Origin of the sequence: Candidatus Nanosynbacter lyticus (genome assembly GCF_000803625.1) — a bacterium.
GTDB classification, from domain to species: Bacteria; Patescibacteriota; Saccharimonadia; order Saccharimonadales; family Saccharimonadaceae; genus Nanosynbacter; species Nanosynbacter lyticus.
The window spans coordinates 602,457-625,090 of sequence record NZ_CP007496.1 but is presented as its reverse complement, the minus strand read 5'-3'; the positions used below and the strand labels follow the sequence as shown (position 1 = coordinate 625,090).

Here is a 22,634-nt window from a genome sequence, read left to right as displayed (position 1 = left end):
CGAGTTATTTTCGCTGCTTTTTCTGGCTGATAAATTGTGCAATAAGGCCAATAACAACAACCAGAACTGCAACATAAAGCAACCCGTTGATCAACCAGGCGGCAAGGCGAAATACCATGCTCAATACCCAAGCGATAATGACCAGGACTGCGATACTGTAAATTAATTTAGGAAAAGACATATATCCATTATACCATCTACCGTGAGCTAAGCATACCGTTAAACCACCCCTTGCTGTAGCAATCTCGAAAGTTCCAAGCTCCAGGGCTTTCAGTCTTGTAACTCCAGTAAAACCAAGCGTCAACGTTTGCTGGTACGGCAAGTTGCGATTGGCAGTGGGCGTATTCGGTACTATCGCTGGCAACGCCTGGCGGCAGGGCAGCACTCCACTCGCCGATGATTAGTGGCTGCTGCTGGGCATAATCGCGGTACTCGCCAGACCGTTGGTCAAGTACCTGACGGTGGTGAGTTAGCGACGTCGCTTGATTGTCCGTATCGGAGAAGCACTGATAATGATGTATATCCAGCGTATTAGACCCGACGCGCCCCGACCACCAGGCTGGCTGGTAACAATCAGACGCCACGATGCGCACATGAGGCGGCAATTTACTACGCAATGTTCGGCTCGTTTTGCGTGTCCACCGCCACAATTGCCATCGTTCACGTCGGGTGTTCACCAGGGGCTCATTGAGCAGTTCGATACCCCATAGCGCTGGATGCCCGCCGTATTCACTGGCGATATCCAGTAGTATCTGCGTGGTCTTTTGTTGATTGGCGCGTTGATACCATTGAACGTTACCGGTATTACCGCTACCGCTGTGGTCACTGGCATTTTGAGCACCAGGCGCGGCGTGGAGATCGAGCAGCACCTGTAAATCATACTGCCGAGCCATGTCCATCAGCCAATCAATCTGTGGTTTTGCTGATAGATACGGCGGCTGATCCTCGAGCGCCCAGTAGCCAATCGGCAGTCTTAGTAGTCGTATACCAGCGTGCGCCAGCCATTTGAGGTCAGCTTCTTGGATGAAGGTTTGTCGATGCTGCTGGATGCGCGCCTGTCCGTCTACGGTTTGAGATAATTCATATTCGTTGGTCGCGTCTATTTCGGCAAATACACTTGGCGTCATCCATCGTTCTAGCACCAGCCAGCCACCCAGATTGACACCGGGCATGGCAGGCGAGGAGGAGTGATGGCTCATATTTCTACTGTATCATGAATAATCTGGATTTTCTGCCAAAGTAGATGACCGGAGGGTTATATTCGAACACCTAACCAAGATGCTAAAATATCACCAGCAAAGTAAGCCAAACCAGCTGCAATTGCACCTAGCGTTAGAGTGATTACGGATGATCGCTACGGCGATTGCTCGCTAACTTTTCCTTTAATGAAGCCGATTAATACGAATACGACAGCAGTTAATATTGAGCTAACGTAAAATAATGTTGTGCTGGAAATTTTTAGGTTTACTATAACATCAATTAAGTAGGGCAGGACCAGTACACTGCCAACTATGACGAAGGCTGAAAATGTCATTAGTCCTATTATTTTTGATGAGGACTGTTTTTTTCTTATTATGAACCAACTCGTCATGTTCGGCGCTGGCTGCTAAGTAGGCACTGGATCCCATTGAGAATCCATCGGCAATTAAATTAGCAATACCTAAAATAAGGATTACCGCGCTGGAAATTCCAGCTCCAGCTGAGGCCGCCACGACCGCGAATGTTGTTACGGTGCCATCGACTGCGCCATAGACAAATTCTGGAATATACTTCTTAATAATGTTTTGCATAACCGTATTATTTTACCGCAATAACTTTGTTCGAAGATTGGGCTATTGACATTTTAATAAGCTTATGCTATAGTCAAATAGTTAGATTATCTAATACAAACAAATTAGTAAAGCATGCTACAATAAACATAAGAAATATAAACTTTTACAGAAAGGCAAGGCGTGGAAGATATTCAAACAACCATAATCTTATTATCGATCATAGTCGGGTTATTGTCTGTTATTATCGTGGCGTTGCTGGTGGTAGTTATTACCCTGTTGGTAAGGATTAACGCAATCATGAAGAGTGTTGGCAGAATTACGACAAATGTTGCCAGTGCGACCGAATGGTTGTCGCCAACAAAAGTTTTTAGTGAAATATCAGGATTGTTTCGTAAAAAATAATTAAATAAAAAGGAGTAGTAATATGAAAAAAGTATTAGCAATTATCGGTGCAGCAGCAGCAGGTTTTGCAGCAGGAATTTTAACGGCGCCAAAGAGCGGTAAAGAGACTCGTAAAGATTTAAAGAAGAAAGCCGTCAAATTGAAGGCTGACACAGAAAAGGTTGCCGGTAAGGCGGCTGCGGTAGCTAAAGATAGCGTTGATTCGTTAAAAGTTGGTTCCCGAAAAGTAGGCGATGCTGTCACGGAAACTGCGAAAGACGTTAAGGGTAACGTCGAAAAGCGCTTTAAGTAATATTTGACTATATTCAAGAAGACGTGAGATAATATTAAGTGATGAGAAAAACCACTTTCTATCTCGCGTCTTTTTTAGTTGCTTCAAGTCTGCTAATCACACCACAGACAGTTTTGGCTGAATCAGTGGACGTTAGTATTGATTCAGAAATTACTAAAGCACTTCGTCAAAACTGTAGTTCTGTGCGAGTGGCTGTTAAGAATATTCATACCAATGACGCATTAACTAGGGTTAATGTTGGTCAAAGGTATAATTCTATTTCTACTAAACTGATGGCCAGATTAAACGGTAGGCTAGCCATTAACAAGCTGGATAGCTCTAAATTAGTCAATATCACTAATAATTTTGAGTCAGCGCGACTTAAGTTTAATAGTAATTATAATGATTATGATACAGCAATGACCGAATTGCAGCGAGCTAGTTGCCTAGATAATATAGCGGATTACTATCAAAAGTTGATTGCTGCCAGAGACGCGCGAAATCGCTTGTCTGAAGACATAAAGACGATGAATGATTTGTTGATTAGGTATAGGGAAGAGGTTCAGGCTGTTAAGGGCTCAATTTCTGGAGGCCAAAATGGATAGGCTAAAAGACTTGTTGTGTCAGTATAAGTTCGTGACTTTTATTGGGTTAACAATTACTATCTCTGTTTTTTTGGTCCTGGTGGCCATGTTTACATACTATAAAACTGATGCTTATCGTTTGGATTTGAGTCGTCCTGAATATTCGTCACGTCGAAAGCAGATAAGTAAAGATGCTAACGAGAAGAGTCGTGAATTTGACGCCCAGGGTCAGGTTAATCATGGTACGCTAAAAGACTTCCTGGGTGTATATGATAAGGAAGTAGACAACGTAAGCAAAATCAAAGCATTTTCTAACGATGTGCTCAGTGACAAAGAATTGGGTCTGCGTAGTAACTAAACTATTTTTTAATTATTGGTGTTGGTGTTGGCAGCGTTGCCAGAAGGACTCCTTCGCGGTCAAAGTTTTGCAACAAGCGATGACGCATTTCAGAAGTTACTGCCCATTGGTCGGATGGCTGAGTTTTTCCAGCGATAATTAATTCCGTACCTCTCCCAGTAATGTCACCGACAGAAACAAATTTAGGTGGATCAATAATTTTCTTTTGCCAAGCTTTTTCTTTGGCTAATTTTTCGCCAGTAGAATTAATAATGTGTGTAACCTCAGATATATCAGAGCTGGGGTCAATATAAATACTAAAGCGCGACATGCTGTAGCCCATCGTTTTGTTGATGACATGCTGAATTGTGCCGTTGGGTACGTAATGGACATTACCGCCAGAGTCGCGTATAACAGTGGTGCGAGTGCCAACTCTTTCAACCGTGCCGGCGGCGCCCATGATGTCAACCACGTCACCGACGCGATATTGGTTCTCGGCGATGATAAAAATTCCAGACAGGAAGTCTTTAACTAGTGACTGGGCGCCAAATCCTAAGGCCACACCAATTATTCCGGCGCTAGCAAAGAGCGGTGATAAATCGAACAAAAATAACTTATTAGCAATGATGGCAACAACGTAAAACGTAATTATAATTCGCCAGAAACTGCGGGTTAACTGAATAAGGGTTTTTTCACGTTTTTCTATATCCTTGTGGTGCCAGGACCGATGTTTAGCGGTAGAGCGAATTGAGTAATGTATCGCTGAAGAAAGTAAATATTTTACGATAAAGTATACAAAAACGGAACCAGCAACAACGCTTATGGTGTCAATAATACGCTCGCTAATTAGCCAGCCCATGTTATTTCCATGTAGCCATTGCCCTAAAGTAGAAGAGTCCAAAAACTGTTTTATAAGCTTATCCATTATTGATTTAGTATAATGTAAAATATGAGTTTTGTCGATCCGAATCAGTTTATTATTACCCGCAAGCGTAAAAAATATAAATTTGCGCTGTTTCACAACTCGCCGCTATGCTTTGAGTTTGATGAATGGGTACCGCACCAGGTTGATGTGGTGGAAATTGGTGCTGGTAACGGTATGTTTATAGTGGAGTTGGCGACCCGTCATCCGGAACAGGTGTTTGTGGCGGTTGATGTCAAGGGCGATCGCTTGCAGAAAGGTGCGCGGGAAGCGGAGGCTCGCGGGCTTAATAATGTGTTTTTTGTTAGAGCTCGGGCTGATCAGCTTGGCGAGTTGTTTACACCTAACTCGCTAAATGCTATTTGGCTAACCTTCTCTGATCCATTTCTGCGAAAGCGCAGTGCTGGACGTCGTTTGACGCATCCGCATTTTCTAAAAACTTATGCCGAATTATTACAACCTGACGGGTCGCTAATCATCAAACATGACAATCCTGACTTTTTCAATTGGAGTCTCGAGCAGCTGGTTACTGAAGGTTGGTGTTTGAAAGAATTGACCTTTGATTTGCACGAGTCAGATCTCGGCGAAGACTACAAAATCCTTACCGCCTACGAACAGCGTTGGCTGAGTGAGGGTAGAATTATCAATTTTGTAAAAGCGGCGCACAGATAATATACTAAAATTAAGGAGTTTTATGAAATTTAACGACTACTCAACAAAAGCACTTTCTACATTGACAGATAAAGATTCTCATCAGTATGGTGATGTTGATGCTAGACTAATGTCTCAGGTCCTCGGTTTGAGTGGCGAAGCCGGTGAAGTAATGGAGAAATTTAAGAAAATATTACGGGACAAAGATGGCAAAATCTCTGAAGATGATCGTGCCGCAATCATTAAGGAGCTGGGTGATGCACTCTGGTATATTAATTCTATATCTCATCTGCTTGGCAGTAGCTTGGAGGAAGTAGCGCGTAAAAATAACGATAAACTGCTTAGTCGTCAGAGTCGTGGAAAGATTCACGGCAGTGGCGATGATCGCTAGTCTTTAGCTAATTGTTCACGAATCCAGCCATCAATTGTACCCGCACCCATACAGAGGACCAGTTTTCCTGATTTTTGCGCTGTGGTAATATTTTGCCACAGATTATCATCAAGATTAGCAAAATGAAGTTTTTCTGGATCAATATTTTTGGTGAGTTGTTGTGGTGTCAGAATTGGTAGGTCTGGATTTTCTCTAGTTAAGTAGGTTGGCAGCCAGTAAATTTCATTAGCATCACGGAAAATATCCGCGCTATACTGGTCTATTATTTCATGCTGACGTACGTTTTGATGTGGTTGATATACTAGCACTACCTGGTCTGATAACTCCCGGGCCATTTGTAATGTTGCGCGAATTTCAATTGGATGATGACCATAATCAGAATATAAGTTGTCGGCCAATTTTTCAAAGCGACGCCCTGAGCCTGGAAAAGAATTAATTGCTTGATATATTTCTGACTTATTGGCGGATGTGGGTATGTGCTTTAACGTTTCAATTATCAGTGTGGCATTTTTTCGATTATGTTTACCGGGTATGGTAATATTTTGATCGGCGCCACTTAAAGTGATTAGGTTTTTTGGATTAAATGTGGTGGAGTTTTCTTGCCAGACAATAACTTTTTTGGATTTTTCGCCAAACTCATGGAAAGCCTCTAAATAAGATTTTTCTGTTGGATATGTGTCTGGGTGGTCATAATCTACCGAAGTAATTACGCTAATTTCCGGAGAAAAATGTAAGAAATTGCGATCAAATTCATCACACTCGTACACGAAAAATTGACTATTTTCATTAAATTCTCCACTTGGCGCGAAGCTTAATGTCGAGCCAACAGAATAGCTGACGGGAATTTGCAGTTGCTGCATCACCCAGACTAACATGCTTGTGGTGGTGGTTTTTCCGTGGGTGCCGGCAATTGCAATGAGCTTCAGGTTCTTGTTGGCAATTATCTGCGCCAATAGCTCGTCGCGCTTACTGGTTTTTATGCCTAATTCTCTGGCTAAAACTAACTCTGGGTGATTGTTAGGTAATGCGGCGGTATGAATGAACCAGTCAAAAGGCACCTTTTTATGCTCTGACCGTAAATATTCACCAGATTGGTCAAAGGAAATAGATATGCCGGCCGCTTCTAGCTCATCAGTGATAAGATTTGGTGATTTATCTGAGCCGCAGACGTCATATCCTGCATCTAAGGCAATCCTACTAAGTGGACCGATGGCGACACCACCAATTCCCGAAAAATAAATCCTCATAACTTTATTATAGCACTGTAAGTTGGGTAGGTTCTCGTCATTTAGATAATTTGATATACTAAAATTAGAGAGAAGATGGTGGGATGGTAATAGACAAGAGAAAGACTAAATTTAGGATTAAGCGGCTCAGTCAAATTAAGACTTGGCAGCTTGTCATTTTATTAGTCATGTCTTCTTTTATTTCGGCAACATTTCTTCGTCTTAATAATGTTGGCATGGTGGAGCGGCGAGAATCTGTAGAGAATGCTGACAAAACCGGTGACATAGTTAGTCTTCAGCGACGTCTGTACGATTTGCAGAGATATGTTTCAATGCATATGAACGCTCATCCGGGCAAAATAGCCTTAGATCATACTTATAAGCGAGCGTACGAACAGAAATTAAAAGAGTTTGAAGAGGCAATTAAAAATCGATCAAATAATGATACGGTTTCAAAAGTTCGTTTCGTCTGCGATGCCAAGGCTCAGCAGGGTGGCTATGGTAGATTTACGACACAGGCAGACCCAAGATACATAAATTGTATTAATGAAGAATGGGAGAAGTATCCTGCTGCTAAGGTTGCTAATCTACAGTTTGAAGCTCCTTCGACCGAGCCGTATTATCATACGTTTGTATCACCAGTGTGGTCTGCTGACTTTGCTGGATGGTCGCTGTTGGTGACAATACTGATTGCCGTGATTATTATAGTGCGCCTGGTTATCTTGGGCGTATTAAAATTAATGTTGAAGCAGCGAAATAAGCTTTTTTAGCTTGACAGGGGTGATATAGAGATAGTAATCTATATAGGTATAGCATTAATAGGAGGTACATAACCAAATGGCTTACAAGCATACCAATTCAAAGGGCATCACATACTACTTGCATAAGACTGACGTAACTTTGCGCGGCGGCAAGACTCAAACCATCTATTTCTTCGCTAAGGTTGAGAAGAATGAGAAGGGCACTCCATGTGATTTGCCAGAAGATCGTATTGTAAAAGAAAATCCACGCAACGGTTTCTTGACAATATCTAAGAAGAAATAGTCTTTTGCTTGCACCATAAGCGTGTTTGGTGATATAGTATAACCAAACAAACAGGTGCCACAACTCCTCTGCAAAATAGCAGGGGAGTTTTTTGATTGTATTGAAACTTATCATTTATTATGGTATAATACAATTGTGGAAAAAACTCCGATGTTGCCGGTATATGACACTACGCCCGAAGGCGAGGCTGATCGACGTGTTGATCAGGGCTGTGGCACTTATTATGATTACGGATATAGTGTTGATGGCGATCGACCTGAGTGTAGTGGTGGTTTATCGAGTAGCGGAAAGCGGCCTAATATGAGAGGTTTGTGGCGCAGAAGTCGACATAGGCCTTATGGAGAGCCGTCTGAATCTGATTTGATGCATCCTAAGCCAGGAAGAGTCTCACTATCCGAGGAGCAAAGAGAGATAAATAGACGAGGCGCAGCTTTGGCACGTAAGGCTCTGGAGCGTGCGAGGAAGAATCGGGAGAATGGAAATTCTTCAGCTGCAAGTTCAAGCTGTCAAGTGCCGGAAGATATGATTGAGTCTGCTGAGGCTTCTTGGGGTGAGCGTCAGGGAGAATTGTTTTAGTGTATGTAAGTAACCTAAAAGAAAAAGCCCCCTTCCGAAAGAAGAGGGATTTTTCTTGGTGGCGGGGGTAGGATTTGAACCTACGACCTTTTGGTTATGAGCCAAACGAGCTACCAGGCTGCTCTACCCCGCGATACCTAGTTATAATATCAGGTTGGCATAATAATTGCAACAAGTTAGCGTCTGCGGCTATTCCCGCCAAACAAAAAGTTCATCCATTGTTGGAAATTACTGTCGGTTCTTACAGTGTTTGGTGTGGGTTTTTCTGCAGCAGCCGCATCTTCAAATGACTGAGTGATTAGTTGCTTCTCGCCAGGGAGACCTTTGCCAGTTCGTTGTCTGAGGGTCAGCTCTTGATACTCTTCACTTTGGTAGTATTTTGACTCATATTCCAGTAGGGAAACTTGTAGCTTCTCGATCTCTACTTGCTGGCGTTTATTCTCAATAGTGCGCTGCAGCTCGTAATTTTTTTGCATTGATTCAATAGAGCCCCATGCCCAGCTCATGGCAATTAAAACAGCCGCAGCAATAACAATATTATTTAAAGTTAAATAATCGTGCTGTACTCTGTAAATTAATCGTTTGAGTTTTAGTTTGTTCATTTTACAAATTTAATAGTTACCACATAATATTGTAGCAGGAATAATAAAAATATTCATCTTATGATTATCAATTTCAAGTTCAGTCTGTGGTGGGGGCGGCTGGGATCGAACCAGCGACCAATCGGTTATGAGCCGACTGCTCTAACCCCTGAGCTACGCCCCCGTGGAGCTTATTATAGCGCATCAGGGGTAATTAGAGAAGTTTTCCGGCGGCAATTCGTACAGCTTCTGACCAGGAAGTGAAACAGTGCGGTGTGGAAGCCAGTTCATCGCTAGTGATTTTATGTCTAATTGCTAGAGAGAGTTCAGCTATTATGTCGCTGGCGTGCGGTCCGACGATTGTTGCCCCAATAATTACTCGTCTTTGATTAATAATTAACTTCACAAATCCTGTTCGCTGGTCGGTAATATTGCTGCGTACAGTGGCTGTCAGCGGGACAATTGCCATTTTAACTTTTACGCCTTTCTTTCGGCAATCATTTTCATTCATACCTACTTGGGTAATCTCCGGTTGTGTAAAAGCTACTTGTAAGCGTGGTGAGCTGTCTGTCTTTAGCTTGTTATTATGCAGCAAATTATGAGCAGCTATACGGCTTTGGCTTAAAACTTCATGTGTTTGAACGGTAACATCCACGGCACTTCCGGCAGCAAAAATATGTCGCGCAGAGGTTCGTAGGGAAGAGTCGACAGAAACACCTTTTCTTGTGTATTTTACGCCAGCATTTTCTAATCCCAAGTCTGTCATAGGTATTTGTTGGTCGGCAATTAAAATCTCATCAACACGTACTGATTTTTCAACTTGACCCTGTAGGAAAGTAATGCGTTTTTGTATTGAAGATTTTTGGGTTGAAATAACTTTGGTGTAGGTCAGGACGGATATATTACGGTTTTTCTTTGCGTCGTTAGTTAGGAGGTTGCTAACTTCCTCGTCAAAATTCGGCAAGATTCGCGATGACTCTTCTGTTATATAGACTTTAGCGCCTAAAACTGAGAATATATGAGCCAGCTCCAGGGCTGTAGTGCTCGACCCTATAACAAATATGGTCTTCGGTAGTCGCTTTAGATTGAAGATAGTTTTTGGGGTGTAGTATGTGGTGTTTTCTAATCCAGGAATTTTTGGAATTTGCCAATCAGAGCCAGTGGCAATAAGGAATTTGCGGGCCGATAAGTGTCTGCGATTTACGGCAATTTCGTTTGGACTTAAGAAGTGGGCGTTTCCTGCAAACACGCTAATGCCTTGTTTCTCATAGTAGCGACGGTTTCCGCCGGCGCCAGTTCTTCTGGTGACGACGTCTTTCCAGGAGAGCAGGGAGGGGTAGTTATAGCCAACGGAGTTAGTGCGTAACCCAAACTTAGCAGCATTTTTGGCAATCTGATAAGTGTTGATGGTGTAGGACATAAATCCGGTCGGTACGTCTCCCCAATTTGGTGATTCCCCGCCAAATGTTGATTTTTCTACAATAGCAACTTTTTTGCCAGTACTAGCCAATATACTGGCTGCTGGCGAACCGCCAGCGCCGCTACCAATTACGATATAGTCATAGTCAAATGTCGGTTTTTGTGACATTAAATCTCCTAAATTATAGTTTTATAATTCTTATATAAATAAGCCGCGTCGGGATGTAGGTCTTTCATAATACGCTGAGCTTGTCGTCGAATGTCGGCAGAAGTTATTTCCGGGCGAGTTTCACACCAATTCATAACACCTAAAGTGACGGTTTTTGCAATGTCCTGGGCCTGTCCTTCTGGCGTGCGAACGCTCAGGCAGGTAGCAAATATAGAATTATGTAGCTTATCTGGGCTAAATTCTTCTGACTGTCGCTTCCCTTGTTTTGTAACATAAATTTGCTCGGATCTTACCATAGGCTACCTCCGTAGCTGATTACGCCAATAACGCGATCAACAAACATAAAGGCGGCTAAGATAAGTAAGCTTCCACCGCTTGCAAATTGTATAAATCGTTTATGATTTTCTCGCCATTTTTGCAGACTAGAAATATTGTGACCACCGCCGACTAGCACAATGATAATTAAAAGGGGTAGTATTGATATGATGATATAAGTAACGACGCCGGCAACTTGTAGTAATGGGTTTGGTAAGGTGATTATGGCTAGGCTAGCAGCAATCACTGGCGCAATGATGAAGATAATTTCTGCAATGACACTGGTTAGGCCTAGGGCAAAACTTTCAAAAGAGTTTTTAGTCTTTTTGGTGCGTTTATTTAGATAATCAGCAAAGCCGCGCGGAATCCATAATGAGGTGCCAGGCTGGCGGCGATAATAAAATGCCCAGATGGCGATGCCTAATCCAAACATCATTCCGGAAACAATTGCAGCAACGAGCTGCTCGGCGCTGGTGACATGATGGACTAACAGAGACAAAAAGTAAGAAACGGAGCTAATCAGTAGTAGAGTGGTGGTCAATACGCCAATCACAAAACTATTACTCATGCGAAAGATTTTTTGTTGAGCAGTTTTTTTGCCAATTGAATGACCGCTTAGCAGTGTCAATACACTGACGCTTAGTTGAAAGCTGGCGTGGATAATTGCCGCAAAAAATATGATGGCTAGTGATGAGATTGTTACGGGGGTCATGTTTGTGTATAAATCCTTCCCCACTAGTGTAGCACAAGCGGAATAAAAAGGTAAATAATAGGCTAAAAAGGTATTGCTTTTTTGTCAAATTTATGATAATATAAGGACAGTTAAATAATTAACACAAAAAGGAAAAATATCATGGAAATAAATATCAGCGAATTGTCTGAATTTTTAGAGGTAACTCGAAAAAAGGAATTGGCAACTTGGGATCGACAGCGCAATTCGTGGGAGCTGGATAGTTTTGTGTCGCGACAGCTGGCTGCCCTAGATGGTGTTCAATCTGATGAATTAGAGTTAATCTAGTCATATAAAATTCCTCGCCAGTTGACGAGGAAAATAAATAATCTCTGGTAGCACCGGGTGGACCCGAACCACCGACCTCAGGCTTATGAGTCCTGCGCTCTAACCAGCTGAGCTACGGTGCCACGACTCATTGATTGTAACAGATAGTACAGATTTTGCCAAATACGTTTTGGGTATAAGTATTTTGTGAGATAATAGATGGGTGAGATATATTGTCGCAGTCAGTGGTGGGATTGATTCGGTAGTATTACTGGATTTAATGTCGCGGACAGAAAAAGATCTGGTGGTCGCTCATTTTGATCATGGTATTCGTGAGGATTCGGCAAGTGATGCTAGGTTTGTTGAGGCTTTAGCTGACAAATATAAGATTCAATTTGTTTGTAGGCGCGAGAAGTTGGGTTCTGGCGCTAGCGAAGAATTGGCGCGACAAAGGCGTTATGAATTTTTGCGTGGCGTGGCGGCAGATTTTGATGGGATGATAGTGACGGCGCATCATCGAGAAGATATTATTGAGACTGTGGCCATGAATTTAACTCGTGGTTCCAGGTGGCGTGGACTGGCTGGTATGAGTGATAGTGAGATTGCTAGGCCAATGAGTGGATGGACGAAGCAGAGAATTTATGAATATGCAATCCGCCAAAAGTTGGAATGGTGTGAAGATGAAACAAATCAAAGCGATGCATATCAAAGGAATAGATTTAGGCGTCGGATAAATTGTGAACTTGATGAGTATCAAAAGGCTGGCGTGTATGAGGTTTGGCGACAGCAGAGAAAATTGAGGATAGAGATTGAGCAGGAGCTAGAGTGGTTTGATGAGGCTGTAAATAGTCGATATTTTTTGACTATGATTGACGGTAATGTCGCACAAGAATTAATATACTATTATATTTTACGACATTACGACGTTTCGTTACTGGGTTCTCAGTTGGAGCGAACGCTCATTGCCATAAAAACCGGAAAACCTGGTTCGTGTTGGCAAATTGGTGGTGGTATTATGATGAAATTGACAATGAGAGATGTTATAATAGACAGAGTTTGATTAGTATAGGCGAAAGGATTAGTTGAGAATGGCTGTTAAGATGCCTCAAAGAAACGGCAAGAACGGAATAAATCAGATTGTAAAATTTGGACTGTTTTGGGCAATTATAATTTTTGTAGCGTTGATTTTTTATGCAACACTCTTCCCTGTGTCTAACCTTAAGGACGTAGCTTTATCAGATGTGGTTCGTCGGGCGAACGAAGGTAAGATTGCTCAATTAGAAATTCAGGGCAATGACATTAAGGTCACCGTTAAAGACCAGCCTAAGCCTACCGAGCGATCAGTTAAGGAATCTGGTAGCATTTATGAGCAGGGCTTAAATAAGGATGCTAAGGTAGAGGTTAAAGTTATTCCACCATCAACAACCGGTGAGGTAGTGTGGAACTTGGCGGTGATAGTGGCGCCAGTGTTGATTATTGTCGTCTTCTTTATGTTTATGATGCGTCAGGCGCAAGGCCAAAATAATCAGGCTATGGGTTTTGGTAAGAGTAAGGCTCGTCTGTACGGGCAAGATAAAGAAAAAGTCTTATTCTCAGATATTGCTGGCAATGATAATGCCAAGCAGGACTTGCAAGAAGTTGTCGATTTCTTAAAACACCCAAAGAAGTATAAGGATTTGGGGGCTAAGATTCCGAAGGGCGTCTTGCTGGTCGGTAATCCAGGTACTGGTAAAACCATGTTGGCGCGCGCTGTAGCGGGTGAGGCTGGTGTGCCGTTCTTCTCAATCTCCGGATCAGAGTTTGTGGAGATGTTTGTTGGCGTTGGTGCTTCGCGAGTGCGAGATTTATTCTCTAAAGCAAAGAAAAATGCGCCGTGTATTATTTTCATTGATGAAATTGACGCGGTGGGGCGTAAGCGTGGCTCTGGTATGGGTGGTGGCCATGATGAGCGTGAACAGACCTTGAACCAGATTTTGGTGGAAATGGACGGTTTTGATGGTGAAACAAATGTCATTGTTCTAGCGGCAACTAACCGCGCTGACGTTTTGGACCCTGCTTTATTGCGACCGGGTCGATTTGATAGGCGAGTGACAATTACATTGCCGGAGCGTAAAGATCGTGAAGCAATTTTAAAGGTTCATTTTAAGAAAAAACCAGTTGACGACACTGTTGATCTTGATAAATTGGCGGCCAAGACAGCTGGCTCGTCTGGTGCGGATCTCGCTAATATAGCTAATGAGGCAGCAATCATTGCAGCAAGGCGGAATAAAAAGAAGATCTCTAACGGTGAATTGACTGAAGCGTTTGAGCGAGTAGCCATCGGTCCAGAGCGTAAAGCTAAGGTGATGAATGAACACGAGAAAGAATTGACAGCTTACCATGAGGCGGGCCACGCCATTGTCGGTCATGTTCTGCCAGATTCTGATCCAGTTCATAAGGTAACAATTATTCCGCGCGGCAGTACGGGCGGTGTGACTTGGTTCTTGCCGCCGGAAGATAAGATCTACACGAACGTTTACGAGTTTAAGGATATTTTGGCTCGGGCGATGGGCGGTCGAATTGCCGAGAAACTGATCTATGGCGATGATGGCATTACTACGGGTGCTGGTTCAGACCTAAGGAAAGCTACTGAAATTGCTCGTGATATGGTGATTGAGCAAGGTATGGGTCAAAAACTTCGCGACCAAGTTTTCCACGAAGATAACGGTGGGCTAATGTTTGATAAAATGACTCGTGAGCGGCCGTACTCAGACGCGGTTGCTGAGTTAATCGACCAAGAGGTTGAGACACTAATCAAAGAGGCGGCGCGTCGCGCAGAAGTGGTATTGGTTGCAAATCGTAAGTCACTTGAGGATCTTAAGGATGCACTTCTTAAATATGAAACTCTAGAAGAGGCGGCAGTCGATGAAATTCTCCAGGGAACAAAGCTGCCAAAGGAAGCCAAATTACACGCGTAAATTGTTATGGGGCGCGTCCGGAGAACTGTCGATAAAATTAATCAGCGGCTGACAGTCAAGTTAGCTGCAACCATTTTGGCTGGCTCGACGTTGTTGTCGAGCTTGCTGGGATTCTTCCGCGATCGATTGCTTAACTCTGCCTATATGCCAAGCGAAAACGGCGCGCTGGCTGGCTATCCTGTCGGATTAGACGCCTACACGGCGGCGTTTATGGTGCCAGATTTTATGTTCGCTGTGTTGGTGTCTGGCGCCCTCAGCGTGACTTTTATCCCAGTTTTTAATGAGCGCTGGGTTAAGGGAAATAAGCAGTCGGCGTGGCAGATTAGCTCTAGTATGATCAATTTTATGGCGCTAGTAACGATGGTCGCGTCGGTGTTGATTATTATTTTTGCTGATCCATTGATGAAATATCTAATTGCGCCAGGTCTGAGTGAGTCGGGCCACGCTTTGGCGGTGAGCATGATGCGGGTGATTGCGGTGAATCCGTTTATTTTTGCTATTGCCTCGGTGATTGCCAGTATCCAGCAAGCGGTTGGGCGATTTATGTTCTGTGCCCTAGCGCCAATGATTTATAATGTCGGAATTATCATTGGTACGGTATGGTTCACTAATGGTATCAATTTATTCGGTTGGCAGATATTTGATGGTGGAATTATGGGTGTGGCGCTTGGTGTGGTGTTGGGGTCATTCCTACAGCTGATTGTGAGTGCGGTTGGGCTAGCAGGTTTGGGCTTTGACTATAATTTTAAGATCTATTGGCGCAATAGAGGATTTAGGAAAGTCCTATCGTTGCTACCGGCTAGGTCGGTTGATCAGGGCATGGATTATGTGGTGAGTTTGGTCGAAGTTAACTTGGCATCTCGTTTGGCGGACGGTACGGTTCGGGCGTATCAACAGGCGTTAACCCTACATTTGATGCCAATTAATCTCATCGGCGTGGCAATTTCTAATGCCGCCTTCCCTAAACTTACTGAGCATTTAGGCGAGGGCCGTGATGATCTGTTTCAAAAGGACTTACGCTCTCTGCTGAGGATTATTTTTTGGATGGCCTTACCGGTGGCAGTGGTGATTTTCTTTACACGCGGTTACGTTGTCCATTTTATTCGTAACGGCGGTAACCAATTGATTGCGGGAATTTTAGGCTGCTTAGTGGTGGCGATTTTATTCCGAACTATTTACCATATGGCCGCGCGAGCATTTTACGCTCGCCAAGATACGAAAACTCCGCTTTATATTTCAATTTTCTCTATTTCTCTGAACATTATTTTAGCAATTGTTCTATCTATGGTTTTGAAAATGGGTGCGTATGGTTTGGCTTGGGCGCAATCAACAGTAGCAGTTTTAGAGGTGGTGATTTTATTGGTTGTGATGAATCGTCAAATGCCAAAGATGTTTGATCTGATATTTATGCAGGCAATTTTTAGGATGGTAATCGCTGGAATTATTACCGGCGTAGTTTGTTATGTCGGCGTGCTGGTTCTACCGTTTCGTTATCACGATGATAGTTTCTTTAGTGCTTTTCCGAAGTTTGTTGTTATTTCAATGGTTAGCTTTGGTGTGTACGCCGCCGCGTCAAAGTGGCTAAAATTGTCAGAAATTGATCCGGTTTTGACGCGCTTAAGAAAGATGCTATTTGGAAGATTGGAGTCTATGCGCTAATGGAGAATATTCGTAATTTTTGCATTATCGCTCACATTGATCACGGCAAATCGACGCTGGCTGACCGGATGATGGAGATGACGGGGACGGTGGAGAAGCGCGAGATGAAATCGCAGCTGCTGGATTCGATGGATCTCGAGCGTGAGAAAGGTATTACTATTAAATTGGCGCCGGTGCGGATGAAATATCATTACCGTCAGCCAGCGGCAACCGCTTCCTCTCAATCGAATGTCGCAGACAACGCCAGCGACAGGGCTATCGATTCATTGGAAGGATTACCGCCAGCTGGAGATTACGATCTCAACCTTATCGATACGCCTGGCCACGTTGATTTTAGTTATGAAGTTAGCCGCTCATTGCAGGCCTGTGAGGGGGCGGTGTTGGTGGTTGATGCCAGTCAGGGCATTCAGGCTCAGACGTTGGCGAATGTTTACTTGGCGATGGAGCAGGATTTGACGATTATCCCGGTGCTCAATAAAGTTGATTTGCCAGCTGCCGATGTGCCGCGAGTATCCAAGCAGGTGATCAATTTGCTGGGCTGCGATGAAAGCGAAATTATTCATATTTCTGCCAAAACTGGGCAGAATATTGATCAGGTTTTAGAGGCGATTGTTGAGCGAATCCCGGCACCAATTGGTCAGCCAGATGATCCGACCCGGGCACTGATTTTCGACAGTTATTATGATGATTACCGCGGGGTGATTTTGTATGTCAGGGTGGTTGACGGGCAGATCAAAAAAGGTGAATCAATCCACATGATGGCGACTGGTGCAAATGGCTTAGCATTGGAAGTTGGCCATCTCAGCCCCGGCATGATTCCCGACCTATCGCTCGATACTGGCGAAATTGGCTACATCGTCACCAACTTGAAGACTACCCGTGAAGCCCGGGTGGGTGATACGGTGACGCTGAAGAAATATTTTGAGTAAAATTAGCAATAAGGAGAAAGCTACGAGCTCGCAAATAATCAGCTTAACTGAATTACAAAAACACCTCGATCAAACGTGTAAATAAAAAGGATGGTATAAAAATTCTGTTACCGAAGTATTCTTATTGTTTACCGAGGAAGTTGGCGAGTTGGCGAAAGCAATTCGCAAAGAGACGAGATTTAAGGGCAAGAAAAAGCCTGACAATCACGATAATCTGCGCGAGGAGTTTGCGGACGTGTTGAATTATTTGATGGAATTGGCAAATCGGTTTGACGTCAATTTGGCGGAAGTATATTTTGAGAAGCACAAGATCAACCAGACGCGGCAGTGGAAATAATATATACTATTATTGAAAGGTACAGATGTAATAAAATGCACGAAATAGGTATTGATATATCTGTTGTTAGCAATTATGAGTAACTTCAAAAACTTTACAGAGAAAATTAGATGCCGCGTAATTCCGATAACACGCGACCGCCGCGTGTGGCTGGATGAAAAAGTTGTCGATGATGATTTGTATTGTGCTTTTATAAATGGACGATCATACGAACTCGGTGAGGAATATGATGACTTTTTATACGTTACGGCTGACAATTTTGTCGAGCTGGCAGACGTTATTCTCCGCGAGTTGTATGCACGCGGATTTTCATCGTCAGATTATAAGCTAGTCAACGAAAATCATGTTCATTTAGATTATAGCTTTTTGAGCGATAACATGCCTTGGACTGCTTGGCGTAATGTTGATGCGATAGTTAAGGGCGATATCACTGACGAGAAGGATTGTCGTCGTGACAAGACAAAACGTGGTCGGTGGATGGGCTACGCTGAATTGATTCAGACTATTGGCAAGAATCAAGCTCATAAGATTTTTGAGAATTTATAAATTAGTCCGCAGTATGCGCAAGGAATAATTTACCGAGAATAAGTAGGCGTGCAAGAAGCGATTTACTGTGCGTTTATATAAAAACGCTGAGCTGATATAATAACACATAGTTATGACTGAAAATATCGTCATCCAGCCCCTCCCTGGCTACAAAGAAGTCAAGCCCTTTGTCTATGCGGGCTTTTTCCCGGTGTCTAACGAAGATTATAATGACCTTAAAGAGGCGATTGAAAAGTTGAGCCTGAGCGATTCGGCGCTGCAGTTTGAGCCGGAAAATTCGCCAGTGCTGGGCTACGGCGTGCGGATCGGTTTTCTTGGGCTACTTCATATGGACATCATTCGTGAGCGGCTGGAGCGCGAATATAATTTGGATCTCATTGTCACCAATCCGAGTACTGATTATCAAGTTAGTTTGACGAACGGTGAGGAGCTGGATATTAAATCAGCCAGCGAGTTACCTGACCCAGCACAAATTACTGAGGTCCGCGAGCCGTGGATTGACGGCGAAATTGTGGTGCCGCAGGACTATATCGGTGCGGTGATTCAGCTGATTGTCGCCAAGCGTGGTCGGCAGAAAAATCTCAGTTACATCGATGAGCGGGCGCTGATTTCCTTTACGGCACCGCTGGCCAATTTGCTGACGGATTTTTATGATCAATTGAAGTCGGTGACCAGCGGTTATGGTTCATTTAATTATGAGCTGGCGGGCTATCAGCCGGAAGATTTGGTGCGGGTGGATTTTTATGTGGCGGGCGAGATGGTTGATGCGCTGAGCGTGATGTGCCATCGCTCGGAGGCGCCAGGCTTGGGCCGCGAGATTGTCAAAAAACTCAAAGAAGTGGTACCGCGTCAGAGTTTTGAAGTGGCGTTGCAGGCGGCAATTGGTGGCAGATTCATTGCCCGTGAAAACATTGGTGCTTACCGTAAGGACGTTACTGGCTATCTGTACGGCGGCGACGTCAGCCGCAAAAAGAAGCTCCTCGCCAAGCAGGCTCGCGGCAAAAAGCGCATGAAACGCTTCGGCAAGGTTGACATTCCGAGTGAAGCGTTTACGGTGATGTTGAAGAGGGATTAGTTCCTATATAGAAATTGATTTGGTGGGTGGTTAATTTCCTGATTGGCAATTGGTGTTGGATGAGTTATCATAAATAAATATTATGTCTGAGATTGAAAGTTTAATCACCAATTATCAGCCAGCCGAATCAACTATCCAGTTAGTGCGGGACACAAAGATTGCGCTGCTGGCGGGAATTTCTGGCGCTGGTAAGGATACGATAAAAAAACGATTATTAAAGCTGCCGGAATTTCGCGACATCGTTTCGCACACCACGCGTCCGCCGCGGGTTAATAATGGATCTATCGAGCAGGACGGCGTCGACTATCATTTTATTGATCAAAAAATAGCTGAGGAAATGCTACAAAATAATGAATTTATTGAAGCTAAGTTTGTACACGGCACAGTTTATGGCACGTCAGTGGCTGAGCTAAAATTAGCACATGATCAGAATCGTGTAGCAATTACTGACGTTGACGTGCAGGGCGTGGAAGAATATGAGCGATTAGCTCCAGAGAGTATCGCGATTTTTATTGTGCCACCAGATTATCAAACTTGGATTGAGCGGCTCAAAAAACGCTACGCCACCGAGGAGGATTTTCAAGTCGAATGGCCAAAACGCCGCCAGTCGGCGATTAGTGAACTAACTTATGCGCTAGAGGTGCCATATTACCACGTGATTATCAATGACGATTTGGATAGGGCTGTTCGGGTGACCGAAGAAATTATTTTACGGGGTGATATTTTTAAGCGCCAGGACGACGAAGCTCGTTTGGCGGCCCGGGGTCTTCTCAATGATATAATTAAGATATGAGTTCAATAAAAACCCCAAAGAAAATAGCAGCTATTGGCTCTCAGTCATCAAAAACCATCACCATACTGCTAGATCAATCGTTTTTCATTTTTGCTGGCTTGGCGTCGTTTTGGTTAGCCTGGCTGGTGTTTAGGGAGGGCTTGGCGACGGGCGGCTGGTGGCTGGTTGGTCTATTTTTTGTGGTTTGGGCAATTGTTTCTTATCTGGCGCTGCCACGTCTACATAGAATATTGAGCAATATGTATGTGCCAAATTATTTTATTGGTAGAACCCGAACTGCCGACGGCATATTAAGCGACCCTATCAACCTGAGTGTGCGTGGGTCTGAAGAGAAGTTGCATAAGGCTATGACTGCGGCTGGCTGGGTGCTGGCCGATGACATTACGCCGCGATCTGCTTGGAAGATGGTCCTTACCGTATTAAGCGGGCGTAGTTATCCTAACGCCCCAGTCTCGCCAGCTTTTTTGTTTGGGCGGCGACAAGATTTTGCTTACCAACAAGAAGTTGATGGCAATCCAAGGCGTCGTCATCATGTGCGATTCTGGCGTTGTCCAGATGGTTGGCTGCTACCGGGTGGTCATCGGGTGGATTGGTTGGCGGCTGGCTCTTACGATAAAAGTGTCGGATTGTCGTTGTTTACCTTTCAGTTGACGCATAAAATTGACGAAGATATTGATATTGAAAGAGACTACATTATCGAATCTGTTAAAAAAAGCGAAAAGTATATTCGTGTAACAGTTTTGAAAGATTTTTCGACAGGCTATCATTCGCGTAATGGGAGCGGTGATTTGATTCGTACTGACGGTGATTTGCCTATTCTGGAGGTTGGTCGTGTCAGGATTGATAAGCCTATTGCCACCTTGAAGCGTTTTGGGATTATTATGGACGGTACAATTCATGACCGCTGTCCTCGCAACCACGAAACGCTACTGGAAGAGCTGTGGAGTCGTCGGCCGCCGCAGATTTTGATTGGCAGTGTTTTGATGATATTGGCGTCGCTGTTTGCTGTCGGTCAAACCTTGGTTGATATTTCTAGCTGGACGGAAACCTTGGCGGTGGTTACGAATATTGAGCAGATCGACATCAATCTGGCCAACACGGCATTATCAATCATGGCCGTCTTGAATATTCTATTGGTGATCGTGGAGTTTATCTTGGTTGGGCTACTGCTTCGGGGTAGTAATCGAGCGCGCATCTCACTATTGGCGGTGGCAATGCTTGCTATTATTACTGAATCATTGTCGGTGACGACCGGAAGGATTAATGCTTCAGCTGTATTATTGCTAACTTCAATCGGCGTACATATCATGATTATGATGCTGTTTTCCTCAGATGCGGCGCGCTATTTTACGGAGCGACGATAGGACTAAAACTCTAGCACTCTACTTGTATGAGTGCCAAGTATGAGTTATAATCAGGTCATGACCGAACGTCAACAGGCGATTCTTGTCGCGATTATTGAGCAATATGCGGAAATTGCCGCGCCAGTTGGTAGCGTCACGTTAGCCAAATTATTCGGCGTGTCCAGTGCTACTATCCGTAGCGAAATGGCCAAGCTGGAAGAGATGGGTTTTATTGAGGCGCCGCACACCAGCGCCGGTCGAATTCCCACGGATAAAGGATACCGCGTGTATGTCAATGGCATCACTGACGCTCAGATGACAGAATTACCAAGCGGCATCGATCGCAGTGCGAGAGCGATCGAAGCGCACGTTAACTCGCATGTTGATAAGTCTGACCGAGCCATCCGCAGTGCGGTTGATAGTCTGGTGGAGTTGACGGGCAATTTCGGCTTTGCGTCGTTTGGTGAACATTTGTATATGAATGGTATGACGCAGTTGTTTAGTCAACCGGAATTTATCGAGGGCGGACACGTGCAAGCGATTGCTCGGCTGATTGATAATATCGAGCGGTGGCTACGTGAAGCGGTGCCAAATGAGCCGTTGAATGTATTTATCGGCAGCGAAAACCCGATTGGTAAAAGTTCCGGTGCGACGTTGATTATTAGTAGGTTTTGTTCACAGTTTAGTAATAATAGTTACATCGGCGTGATTGGTCCGACGCGGCAGAATTACCGTCGAACGATGGAGCTGGTGCGCCGAACTGGCGCTATGCTGGAGGAAATGTTGTAGGAGGAAAAAATGACGAAAAGTAAGACTAAGAAAACTGAAGATTTAGAGCAGCAATTGGGTGAACTGACGCTAGATTTGCAGCGGACGCGAGCGGATTTCGAGAACTATCGCAAGCGTGTCGAGGCAGAAAAACAGTCAGCGCACAACATGGGTCAGGCCAAGTCGGTGATGAAACTATTACCAGTGATTGATACGATTGAGCGGGCGACTGCCAATGTCCCAGAAGAATTAGCAGATAATGCTTGGGCGAAAGGTGTGGCTGGTCTAAGTAAGCAGCTCGACAAACAGCTCAAAGAAATCGGCCTCGAGAAAATTAACGCTAAACCTGGTGCGCCGTTTAATCCTGAATTACATCAGGCGGTTCAATTTGACGAAGAGGCAGAAGGTGATAAAGAAGTGATTGCTGAGGAGTTGCGAGCTGGCTATACGCTGAATGGCTCCGTTATTCGTGATTCGATGGTTAAAGTTACGCGTCAGTCATTGGAACTGCCGCATACGAATGTCAAAGAAAATACTGACATATCAGAGAAATAACTAGTCGTCACAAAA

The 22,634-nt window shown here is 44.0% G+C and carries 28 protein-coding genes, 3 tRNA genes and 2 pseudogenes; 21 read left to right on the top strand and 12 right to left on the bottom strand.

Annotation, left to right across the window (positions count from 1 at the left end; all coding sequences use genetic code 11):
* Nucleotides 1-4 precede the first annotated feature (4 nt).
* The 3 genes from TM7x_RS04150 to TM7x_RS03910 form a co-directional block, all read right to left on the bottom strand.
* Nucleotides 5-181 (bottom strand): hypothetical protein, encoded by a 177-nt coding sequence (locus TM7x_RS04150; RefSeq protein WP_158386502.1) that lies wholly within the window; start codon nucleotides 179-181, stop codon nucleotides 5-7.
* A gap of 16 nt (nucleotides 182-197) precedes the next feature.
* Nucleotides 198-1,199, bottom strand: coding sequence for a glycoside hydrolase family 5 protein (locus TM7x_RS03340; protein ID WP_082001356.1), 1,002 nt, complete (start codon nucleotides 1,197-1,199; stop codon nucleotides 198-200).
* 276 nt (nucleotides 1,200-1,475) lie between these two features.
* The gene (locus TM7x_RS03910) at nucleotides 1,476-1,790 is read right to left on the bottom strand and encodes a VIT1/CCC1 transporter family protein (protein ID WP_052198866.1); all 315 of its coding nucleotides are present in this window, start codon (nucleotides 1,788-1,790) and stop codon (nucleotides 1,476-1,478) included.
* Between the two features lie 162 nt (nucleotides 1,791-1,952).
* Between TM7x_RS03910 and TM7x_RS03330 the strand changes: the two genes are divergently transcribed.
* The 4 genes from TM7x_RS03330 to TM7x_RS03315 are packed head-to-tail and all read left to right on the top strand — an operon-like array spanning nucleotide 1,953 to nucleotide 3,387.
* Nucleotides 1,953-2,174, top strand: coding sequence for a hypothetical protein (locus tag TM7x_RS03330; protein WP_039327806.1), 222 nt, complete (start codon nucleotides 1,953-1,955; stop codon nucleotides 2,172-2,174).
* Between the two features lie 22 nt (nucleotides 2,175-2,196).
* Nucleotides 2,197-2,466, top strand: coding sequence for a YtxH domain-containing protein (locus tag TM7x_RS03325; protein ID WP_039327804.1), 270 nt, complete (start codon nucleotides 2,197-2,199; stop codon nucleotides 2,464-2,466).
* A 38-nt stretch (nucleotides 2,467-2,504) separates the two neighbouring features.
* A complete protein-coding gene (locus TM7x_RS03320) occupies nucleotides 2,505-3,050 on the top strand; it encodes a hypothetical protein (protein WP_138074102.1) in 546 nt (181 codons plus the stop codon).
* Nucleotides 3,043-3,387, top strand: coding sequence for a hypothetical protein (locus TM7x_RS03315; RefSeq protein ID WP_138074101.1), 345 nt, complete (start codon nucleotides 3,043-3,045; stop codon nucleotides 3,385-3,387). The genes TM7x_RS03320 and TM7x_RS03315 overlap by 8 nt, the downstream gene beginning before the upstream one ends.
* A 1-nt stretch (nucleotide 3,388) precedes the next feature.
* Here the strand turns inward: TM7x_RS03315 and TM7x_RS03905 are convergent, their stop codons facing one another.
* The gene (locus tag TM7x_RS03905) at nucleotides 3,389-4,291 is read right to left on the bottom strand and encodes a mechanosensitive ion channel family protein (RefSeq protein WP_052198865.1); all 903 of its coding nucleotides are present in this window, start codon (nucleotides 4,289-4,291) and stop codon (nucleotides 3,389-3,391) included.
* 24 nt (nucleotides 4,292-4,315) lie between these two features.
* Between TM7x_RS03905 and trmB the strand changes: the two genes are divergently transcribed.
* Together trmB and TM7x_RS03300 are read left to right on the top strand one after the other, a co-directional pair.
* Entirely contained in the window at nucleotides 4,316-4,960 is a 645-nt protein-coding gene (gene trmB / locus TM7x_RS03305; protein ID WP_052198864.1) for a tRNA (guanosine(46)-N7)-methyltransferase TrmB, read from the top strand.
* A 22-nt stretch (nucleotides 4,961-4,982) separates the two neighbouring features.
* A complete protein-coding gene (locus tag TM7x_RS03300) occupies nucleotides 4,983-5,330 on the top strand; it encodes a nucleoside triphosphate pyrophosphohydrolase family protein (RefSeq protein ID WP_039327798.1) in 348 nt (115 codons plus the stop codon).
* Here the strand turns inward: TM7x_RS03300 and TM7x_RS03295 are convergent.
* Nucleotides 5,327-6,577, bottom strand: coding sequence for a UDP-N-acetylmuramate--L-alanine ligase (locus TM7x_RS03295; protein WP_039327796.1), 1,251 nt, complete (start codon nucleotides 6,575-6,577; stop codon nucleotides 5,327-5,329). The two genes, TM7x_RS03300 and TM7x_RS03295, sit on opposite strands and share 4 nt — an antisense overlap.
* An 83-nt stretch (nucleotides 6,578-6,660) precedes the next feature.
* Between TM7x_RS03295 and TM7x_RS03290 the strand changes: the two genes are divergently transcribed.
* The 3 genes from TM7x_RS03290 (at nucleotide 6,661) to TM7x_RS03280 (ending at nucleotide 8,176) form a co-directional block, all read left to right on the top strand.
* On the top strand, nucleotides 6,661-7,326 hold the full coding sequence (locus TM7x_RS03290; protein WP_039327794.1) for a hypothetical protein: 666 nt from the start codon (nucleotides 6,661-6,663) through the stop codon (nucleotides 7,324-7,326).
* A 67-nt stretch (nucleotides 7,327-7,393) separates the two neighbouring features.
* Nucleotides 7,394-7,600, top strand: a complete 207-nt coding sequence (locus tag TM7x_RS04000; RefSeq protein ID WP_082001355.1) for a hypothetical protein — start codon at nucleotides 7,394-7,396, stop codon at nucleotides 7,598-7,600.
* Nucleotides 7,601-7,735: 135 nt separating this feature from the next.
* Nucleotides 7,736-8,176 carry a hypothetical protein gene (locus tag TM7x_RS03280; RefSeq protein ID WP_039327790.1) on the top strand — a complete coding sequence of 147 codons (441 nt, stop codon included), beginning with the start codon at nucleotides 7,736-7,738 and terminating at the stop codon, nucleotides 8,174-8,176.
* A 56-nt stretch (nucleotides 8,177-8,232) separates the two neighbouring features.
* On the opposite strand, the gene TM7x_RS03275 is transcribed toward TM7x_RS03280, so the two are convergent.
* The 6 genes from TM7x_RS03275 to TM7x_RS03250 all read right to left on the bottom strand — a co-directional run bounded on the left by TM7x_RS03275 (nucleotide 8,233) and on the right by TM7x_RS03250 (nucleotide 11,372).
* A tRNA-Met gene (locus tag TM7x_RS03275) sits at nucleotides 8,233-8,309 on the bottom strand.
* A 43-nt stretch (nucleotides 8,310-8,352) separates the two neighbouring features.
* Nucleotides 8,353-8,778: a hypothetical protein gene (locus TM7x_RS03270; protein WP_039327788.1), complete on the bottom strand. Its 426-nt coding sequence runs from the start codon at nucleotides 8,776-8,778 to the stop codon at nucleotides 8,353-8,355.
* A gap of 87 nt (nucleotides 8,779-8,865) precedes the next feature.
* Nucleotides 8,866-8,941, bottom strand: a tRNA-Ile gene (locus tag TM7x_RS03265).
* 30 nt (nucleotides 8,942-8,971) lie between these two features.
* Nucleotides 8,972-10,345 (bottom strand): dihydrolipoyl dehydrogenase family protein, encoded by a 1,374-nt coding sequence (locus tag TM7x_RS03260; protein ID WP_039327786.1) that lies wholly within the window; start codon nucleotides 10,343-10,345, stop codon nucleotides 8,972-8,974.
* 8 nt (nucleotides 10,346-10,353) lie between these two features.
* Nucleotides 10,354-10,641 (bottom strand): hypothetical protein, encoded by a 288-nt coding sequence (locus TM7x_RS03255; protein ID WP_039327785.1) that lies wholly within the window; start codon nucleotides 10,639-10,641, stop codon nucleotides 10,354-10,356.
* Nucleotides 10,635-11,372: a hypothetical protein gene (locus TM7x_RS03250; RefSeq protein ID WP_039327784.1), complete on the bottom strand. Its 738-nt coding sequence runs from the start codon at nucleotides 11,370-11,372 to the stop codon at nucleotides 10,635-10,637. The genes TM7x_RS03255 and TM7x_RS03250 overlap by 7 nt, the downstream gene beginning before the upstream one ends.
* Before the next feature lie 141 nt (nucleotides 11,373-11,513).
* On the opposite strand from TM7x_RS03250, the gene TM7x_RS04145 reads away from it, so the two are divergent.
* Nucleotides 11,514-11,678: a hypothetical protein gene (locus TM7x_RS04145; protein ID WP_158386500.1), complete on the top strand. Its 165-nt coding sequence runs from the start codon at nucleotides 11,514-11,516 to the stop codon at nucleotides 11,676-11,678.
* 45 nt (nucleotides 11,679-11,723) lie between these two features.
* On the opposite strand, the gene TM7x_RS03245 is transcribed toward TM7x_RS04145, so the two are convergent.
* Nucleotides 11,724-11,800, bottom strand: a tRNA-Met gene (locus tag TM7x_RS03245).
* A gap of 80 nt (nucleotides 11,801-11,880) precedes the next feature.
* Here TM7x_RS03245 and tilS point away from each other — a divergent pair.
* From tilS to TM7x_RS03190, 11 genes and pseudogenes are all read left to right on the top strand, one after another.
* Entirely contained in the window at nucleotides 11,881-12,717 is an 837-nt protein-coding gene (gene tilS, locus TM7x_RS03900; protein ID WP_052198863.1) for a tRNA lysidine(34) synthetase TilS, read from the top strand.
* A gap of 40 nt (nucleotides 12,718-12,757) precedes the next feature.
* Nucleotides 12,758-14,614, top strand: coding sequence for an ATP-dependent zinc metalloprotease FtsH (gene ftsH / locus TM7x_RS03235; protein ID WP_039328250.1), 1,857 nt, complete (start codon nucleotides 12,758-12,760; stop codon nucleotides 14,612-14,614).
* 6 nt (nucleotides 14,615-14,620) lie between these two features.
* A complete protein-coding gene (gene murJ / locus TM7x_RS03230) occupies nucleotides 14,621-16,273 on the top strand; it encodes a murein biosynthesis integral membrane protein MurJ (protein ID WP_230478846.1) in 1,653 nt (550 codons plus the stop codon).
* A pseudogene (locus tag TM7x_RS03225) lies at nucleotides 16,273-17,181 on the top strand (GTP-binding protein); the annotation flags it as partial. The gene murJ and the pseudogene TM7x_RS03225, both read left to right, overlap by 1 nt.
* A 139-nt stretch (nucleotides 17,182-17,320) precedes the next feature.
* Nucleotides 17,321-17,539: pseudogene (locus tag TM7x_RS03220) on the top strand (MazG nucleotide pyrophosphohydrolase domain-containing protein); the annotation flags it as partial.
* Between the two features lie 75 nt (nucleotides 17,540-17,614).
* On the top strand, nucleotides 17,615-18,085 hold the full coding sequence (locus TM7x_RS03215; RefSeq protein ID WP_138074100.1) for a hypothetical protein: 471 nt from the start codon (nucleotides 17,615-17,617) through the stop codon (nucleotides 18,083-18,085).
* A 112-nt stretch (nucleotides 18,086-18,197) separates the two neighbouring features.
* Complete coding sequence (locus TM7x_RS03210; RefSeq protein WP_082001353.1) at nucleotides 18,198-19,160, top strand: elongation factor 4 family protein; 963 nt, start codon at nucleotides 18,198-18,200, stop codon at nucleotides 19,158-19,160.
* A gap of 82 nt (nucleotides 19,161-19,242) precedes the next feature.
* On the top strand, nucleotides 19,243-19,953 hold the full coding sequence (locus tag TM7x_RS03205) for a guanylate kinase (RefSeq protein WP_052198860.1): 711 nt from the start codon (nucleotides 19,243-19,245) through the stop codon (nucleotides 19,951-19,953).
* Complete coding sequence (locus tag TM7x_RS03200; protein WP_052198859.1) at nucleotides 19,950-21,317, top strand: LssY C-terminal domain-containing protein; 1,368 nt, start codon at nucleotides 19,950-19,952, stop codon at nucleotides 21,315-21,317. Before TM7x_RS03205 ends, TM7x_RS03200 begins: the two co-directional genes overlap by 4 nt.
* 39 nt (nucleotides 21,318-21,356) lie before the next feature.
* The gene (locus tag TM7x_RS03195; RefSeq protein ID WP_230478845.1) at nucleotides 21,357-22,085 is read left to right on the top strand and encodes a hypothetical protein; all 729 of its coding nucleotides are present in this window, start codon (nucleotides 21,357-21,359) and stop codon (nucleotides 22,083-22,085) included.
* A gap of 9 nt (nucleotides 22,086-22,094) precedes the next feature.
* Nucleotides 22,095-22,619 carry a nucleotide exchange factor GrpE gene (locus TM7x_RS03190; protein ID WP_052198858.1) on the top strand — a complete coding sequence of 175 codons (525 nt, stop codon included), beginning with the start codon at nucleotides 22,095-22,097 and terminating at the stop codon, nucleotides 22,617-22,619.
* Nucleotides 22,620-22,634: the final 15 nt, after the last annotated feature.

What these genes read in the sequence shown, in the direction of transcription:
- TM7x_RS04150 (WP_158386502.1), bottom strand. Translation starts at nt 181, where the DNA reads ATGTCTTTTCCTAAATTAATTTACAGTATCGCAGTCCTGGTCATTATC.
- TM7x_RS03340 (WP_082001356.1), bottom strand. Translation starts at nt 1,199, where the DNA reads ATGAGCCATCACTCCTCCTCGCCTGCCATGCCCGGTGTCAATCTGGGT.
- TM7x_RS03910 (WP_052198866.1), bottom strand. Translation starts at nt 1,790, where the DNA reads ATGCAAAACATTATTAAGAAGTATATTCCAGAATTTGTCTATGGCGCA.
- TM7x_RS03325 (WP_039327804.1), top strand. Translation starts at nt 2,197, where the DNA reads ATGAAAAAAGTATTAGCAATTATCGGTGCAGCAGCAGCAGGTTTTGCA.
- TM7x_RS03315 (WP_138074101.1), top strand. Translation starts at nt 3,043, where the DNA reads ATGGATAGGCTAAAAGACTTGTTGTGTCAGTATAAGTTCGTGACTTTT.
- TM7x_RS03905 (WP_052198865.1), bottom strand. Translation starts at nt 4,291, where the DNA reads ATGGATAAGCTTATAAAACAGTTTTTGGACTCTTCTACTTTAGGGCAA.
- trmB (WP_052198864.1), top strand. Translation starts at nt 4,316, where the DNA reads ATGAGTTTTGTCGATCCGAATCAGTTTATTATTACCCGCAAGCGTAAA.
- TM7x_RS03300 (WP_039327798.1), top strand. Translation starts at nt 4,983, where the DNA reads ATGAAATTTAACGACTACTCAACAAAAGCACTTTCTACATTGACAGAT.
- TM7x_RS03295 (WP_039327796.1), bottom strand. Translation starts at nt 6,577, where the DNA reads ATGAGGATTTATTTTTCGGGAATTGGTGGTGTCGCCATCGGTCCACTT.
- TM7x_RS03290 (WP_039327794.1), top strand. Translation starts at nt 6,661, where the DNA reads ATGGTAATAGACAAGAGAAAGACTAAATTTAGGATTAAGCGGCTCAGT.
- TM7x_RS04000 (WP_082001355.1), top strand. Translation starts at nt 7,394, where the DNA reads ATGGCTTACAAGCATACCAATTCAAAGGGCATCACATACTACTTGCAT.
- TM7x_RS03270 (WP_039327788.1), bottom strand. Translation starts at nt 8,778, where the DNA reads ATGAACAAACTAAAACTCAAACGATTAATTTACAGAGTACAGCACGAT.
- TM7x_RS03260 (WP_039327786.1), bottom strand. Translation starts at nt 10,345, where the DNA reads ATGTCACAAAAACCGACATTTGACTATGACTATATCGTAATTGGTAGC.
- TM7x_RS03255 (WP_039327785.1), bottom strand. Translation starts at nt 10,641, where the DNA reads ATGGTAAGATCCGAGCAAATTTATGTTACAAAACAAGGGAAGCGACAG.
- TM7x_RS03250 (WP_039327784.1), bottom strand. Translation starts at nt 11,372, where the DNA reads ATGACCCCCGTAACAATCTCATCACTAGCCATCATATTTTTTGCGGCA.
- TM7x_RS04145 (WP_158386500.1), top strand. Translation starts at nt 11,514, where the DNA reads ATGGAAATAAATATCAGCGAATTGTCTGAATTTTTAGAGGTAACTCGA.
- ftsH (WP_039328250.1), top strand. Translation starts at nt 12,758, where the DNA reads ATGCCTCAAAGAAACGGCAAGAACGGAATAAATCAGATTGTAAAATTT.
- murJ (WP_230478846.1), top strand. Translation starts at nt 14,621, where the DNA reads ATGGGGCGCGTCCGGAGAACTGTCGATAAAATTAATCAGCGGCTGACA.
- TM7x_RS03215 (WP_138074100.1), top strand. Translation starts at nt 17,615, where the DNA reads ATGAGTAACTTCAAAAACTTTACAGAGAAAATTAGATGCCGCGTAATT.
- TM7x_RS03210 (WP_082001353.1), top strand. Translation starts at nt 18,198, where the DNA reads ATGACTGAAAATATCGTCATCCAGCCCCTCCCTGGCTACAAAGAAGTC.
- TM7x_RS03205 (WP_052198860.1), top strand. Translation starts at nt 19,243, where the DNA reads ATGTCTGAGATTGAAAGTTTAATCACCAATTATCAGCCAGCCGAATCA.
- TM7x_RS03200 (WP_052198859.1), top strand. Translation starts at nt 19,950, where the DNA reads ATGAGTTCAATAAAAACCCCAAAGAAAATAGCAGCTATTGGCTCTCAG.
- TM7x_RS03195 (WP_230478845.1), top strand. Translation starts at nt 21,357, where the DNA reads ATGAGTTATAATCAGGTCATGACCGAACGTCAACAGGCGATTCTTGTC.
- TM7x_RS03190 (WP_052198858.1), top strand. Translation starts at nt 22,095, where the DNA reads ATGACGAAAAGTAAGACTAAGAAAACTGAAGATTTAGAGCAGCAATTG.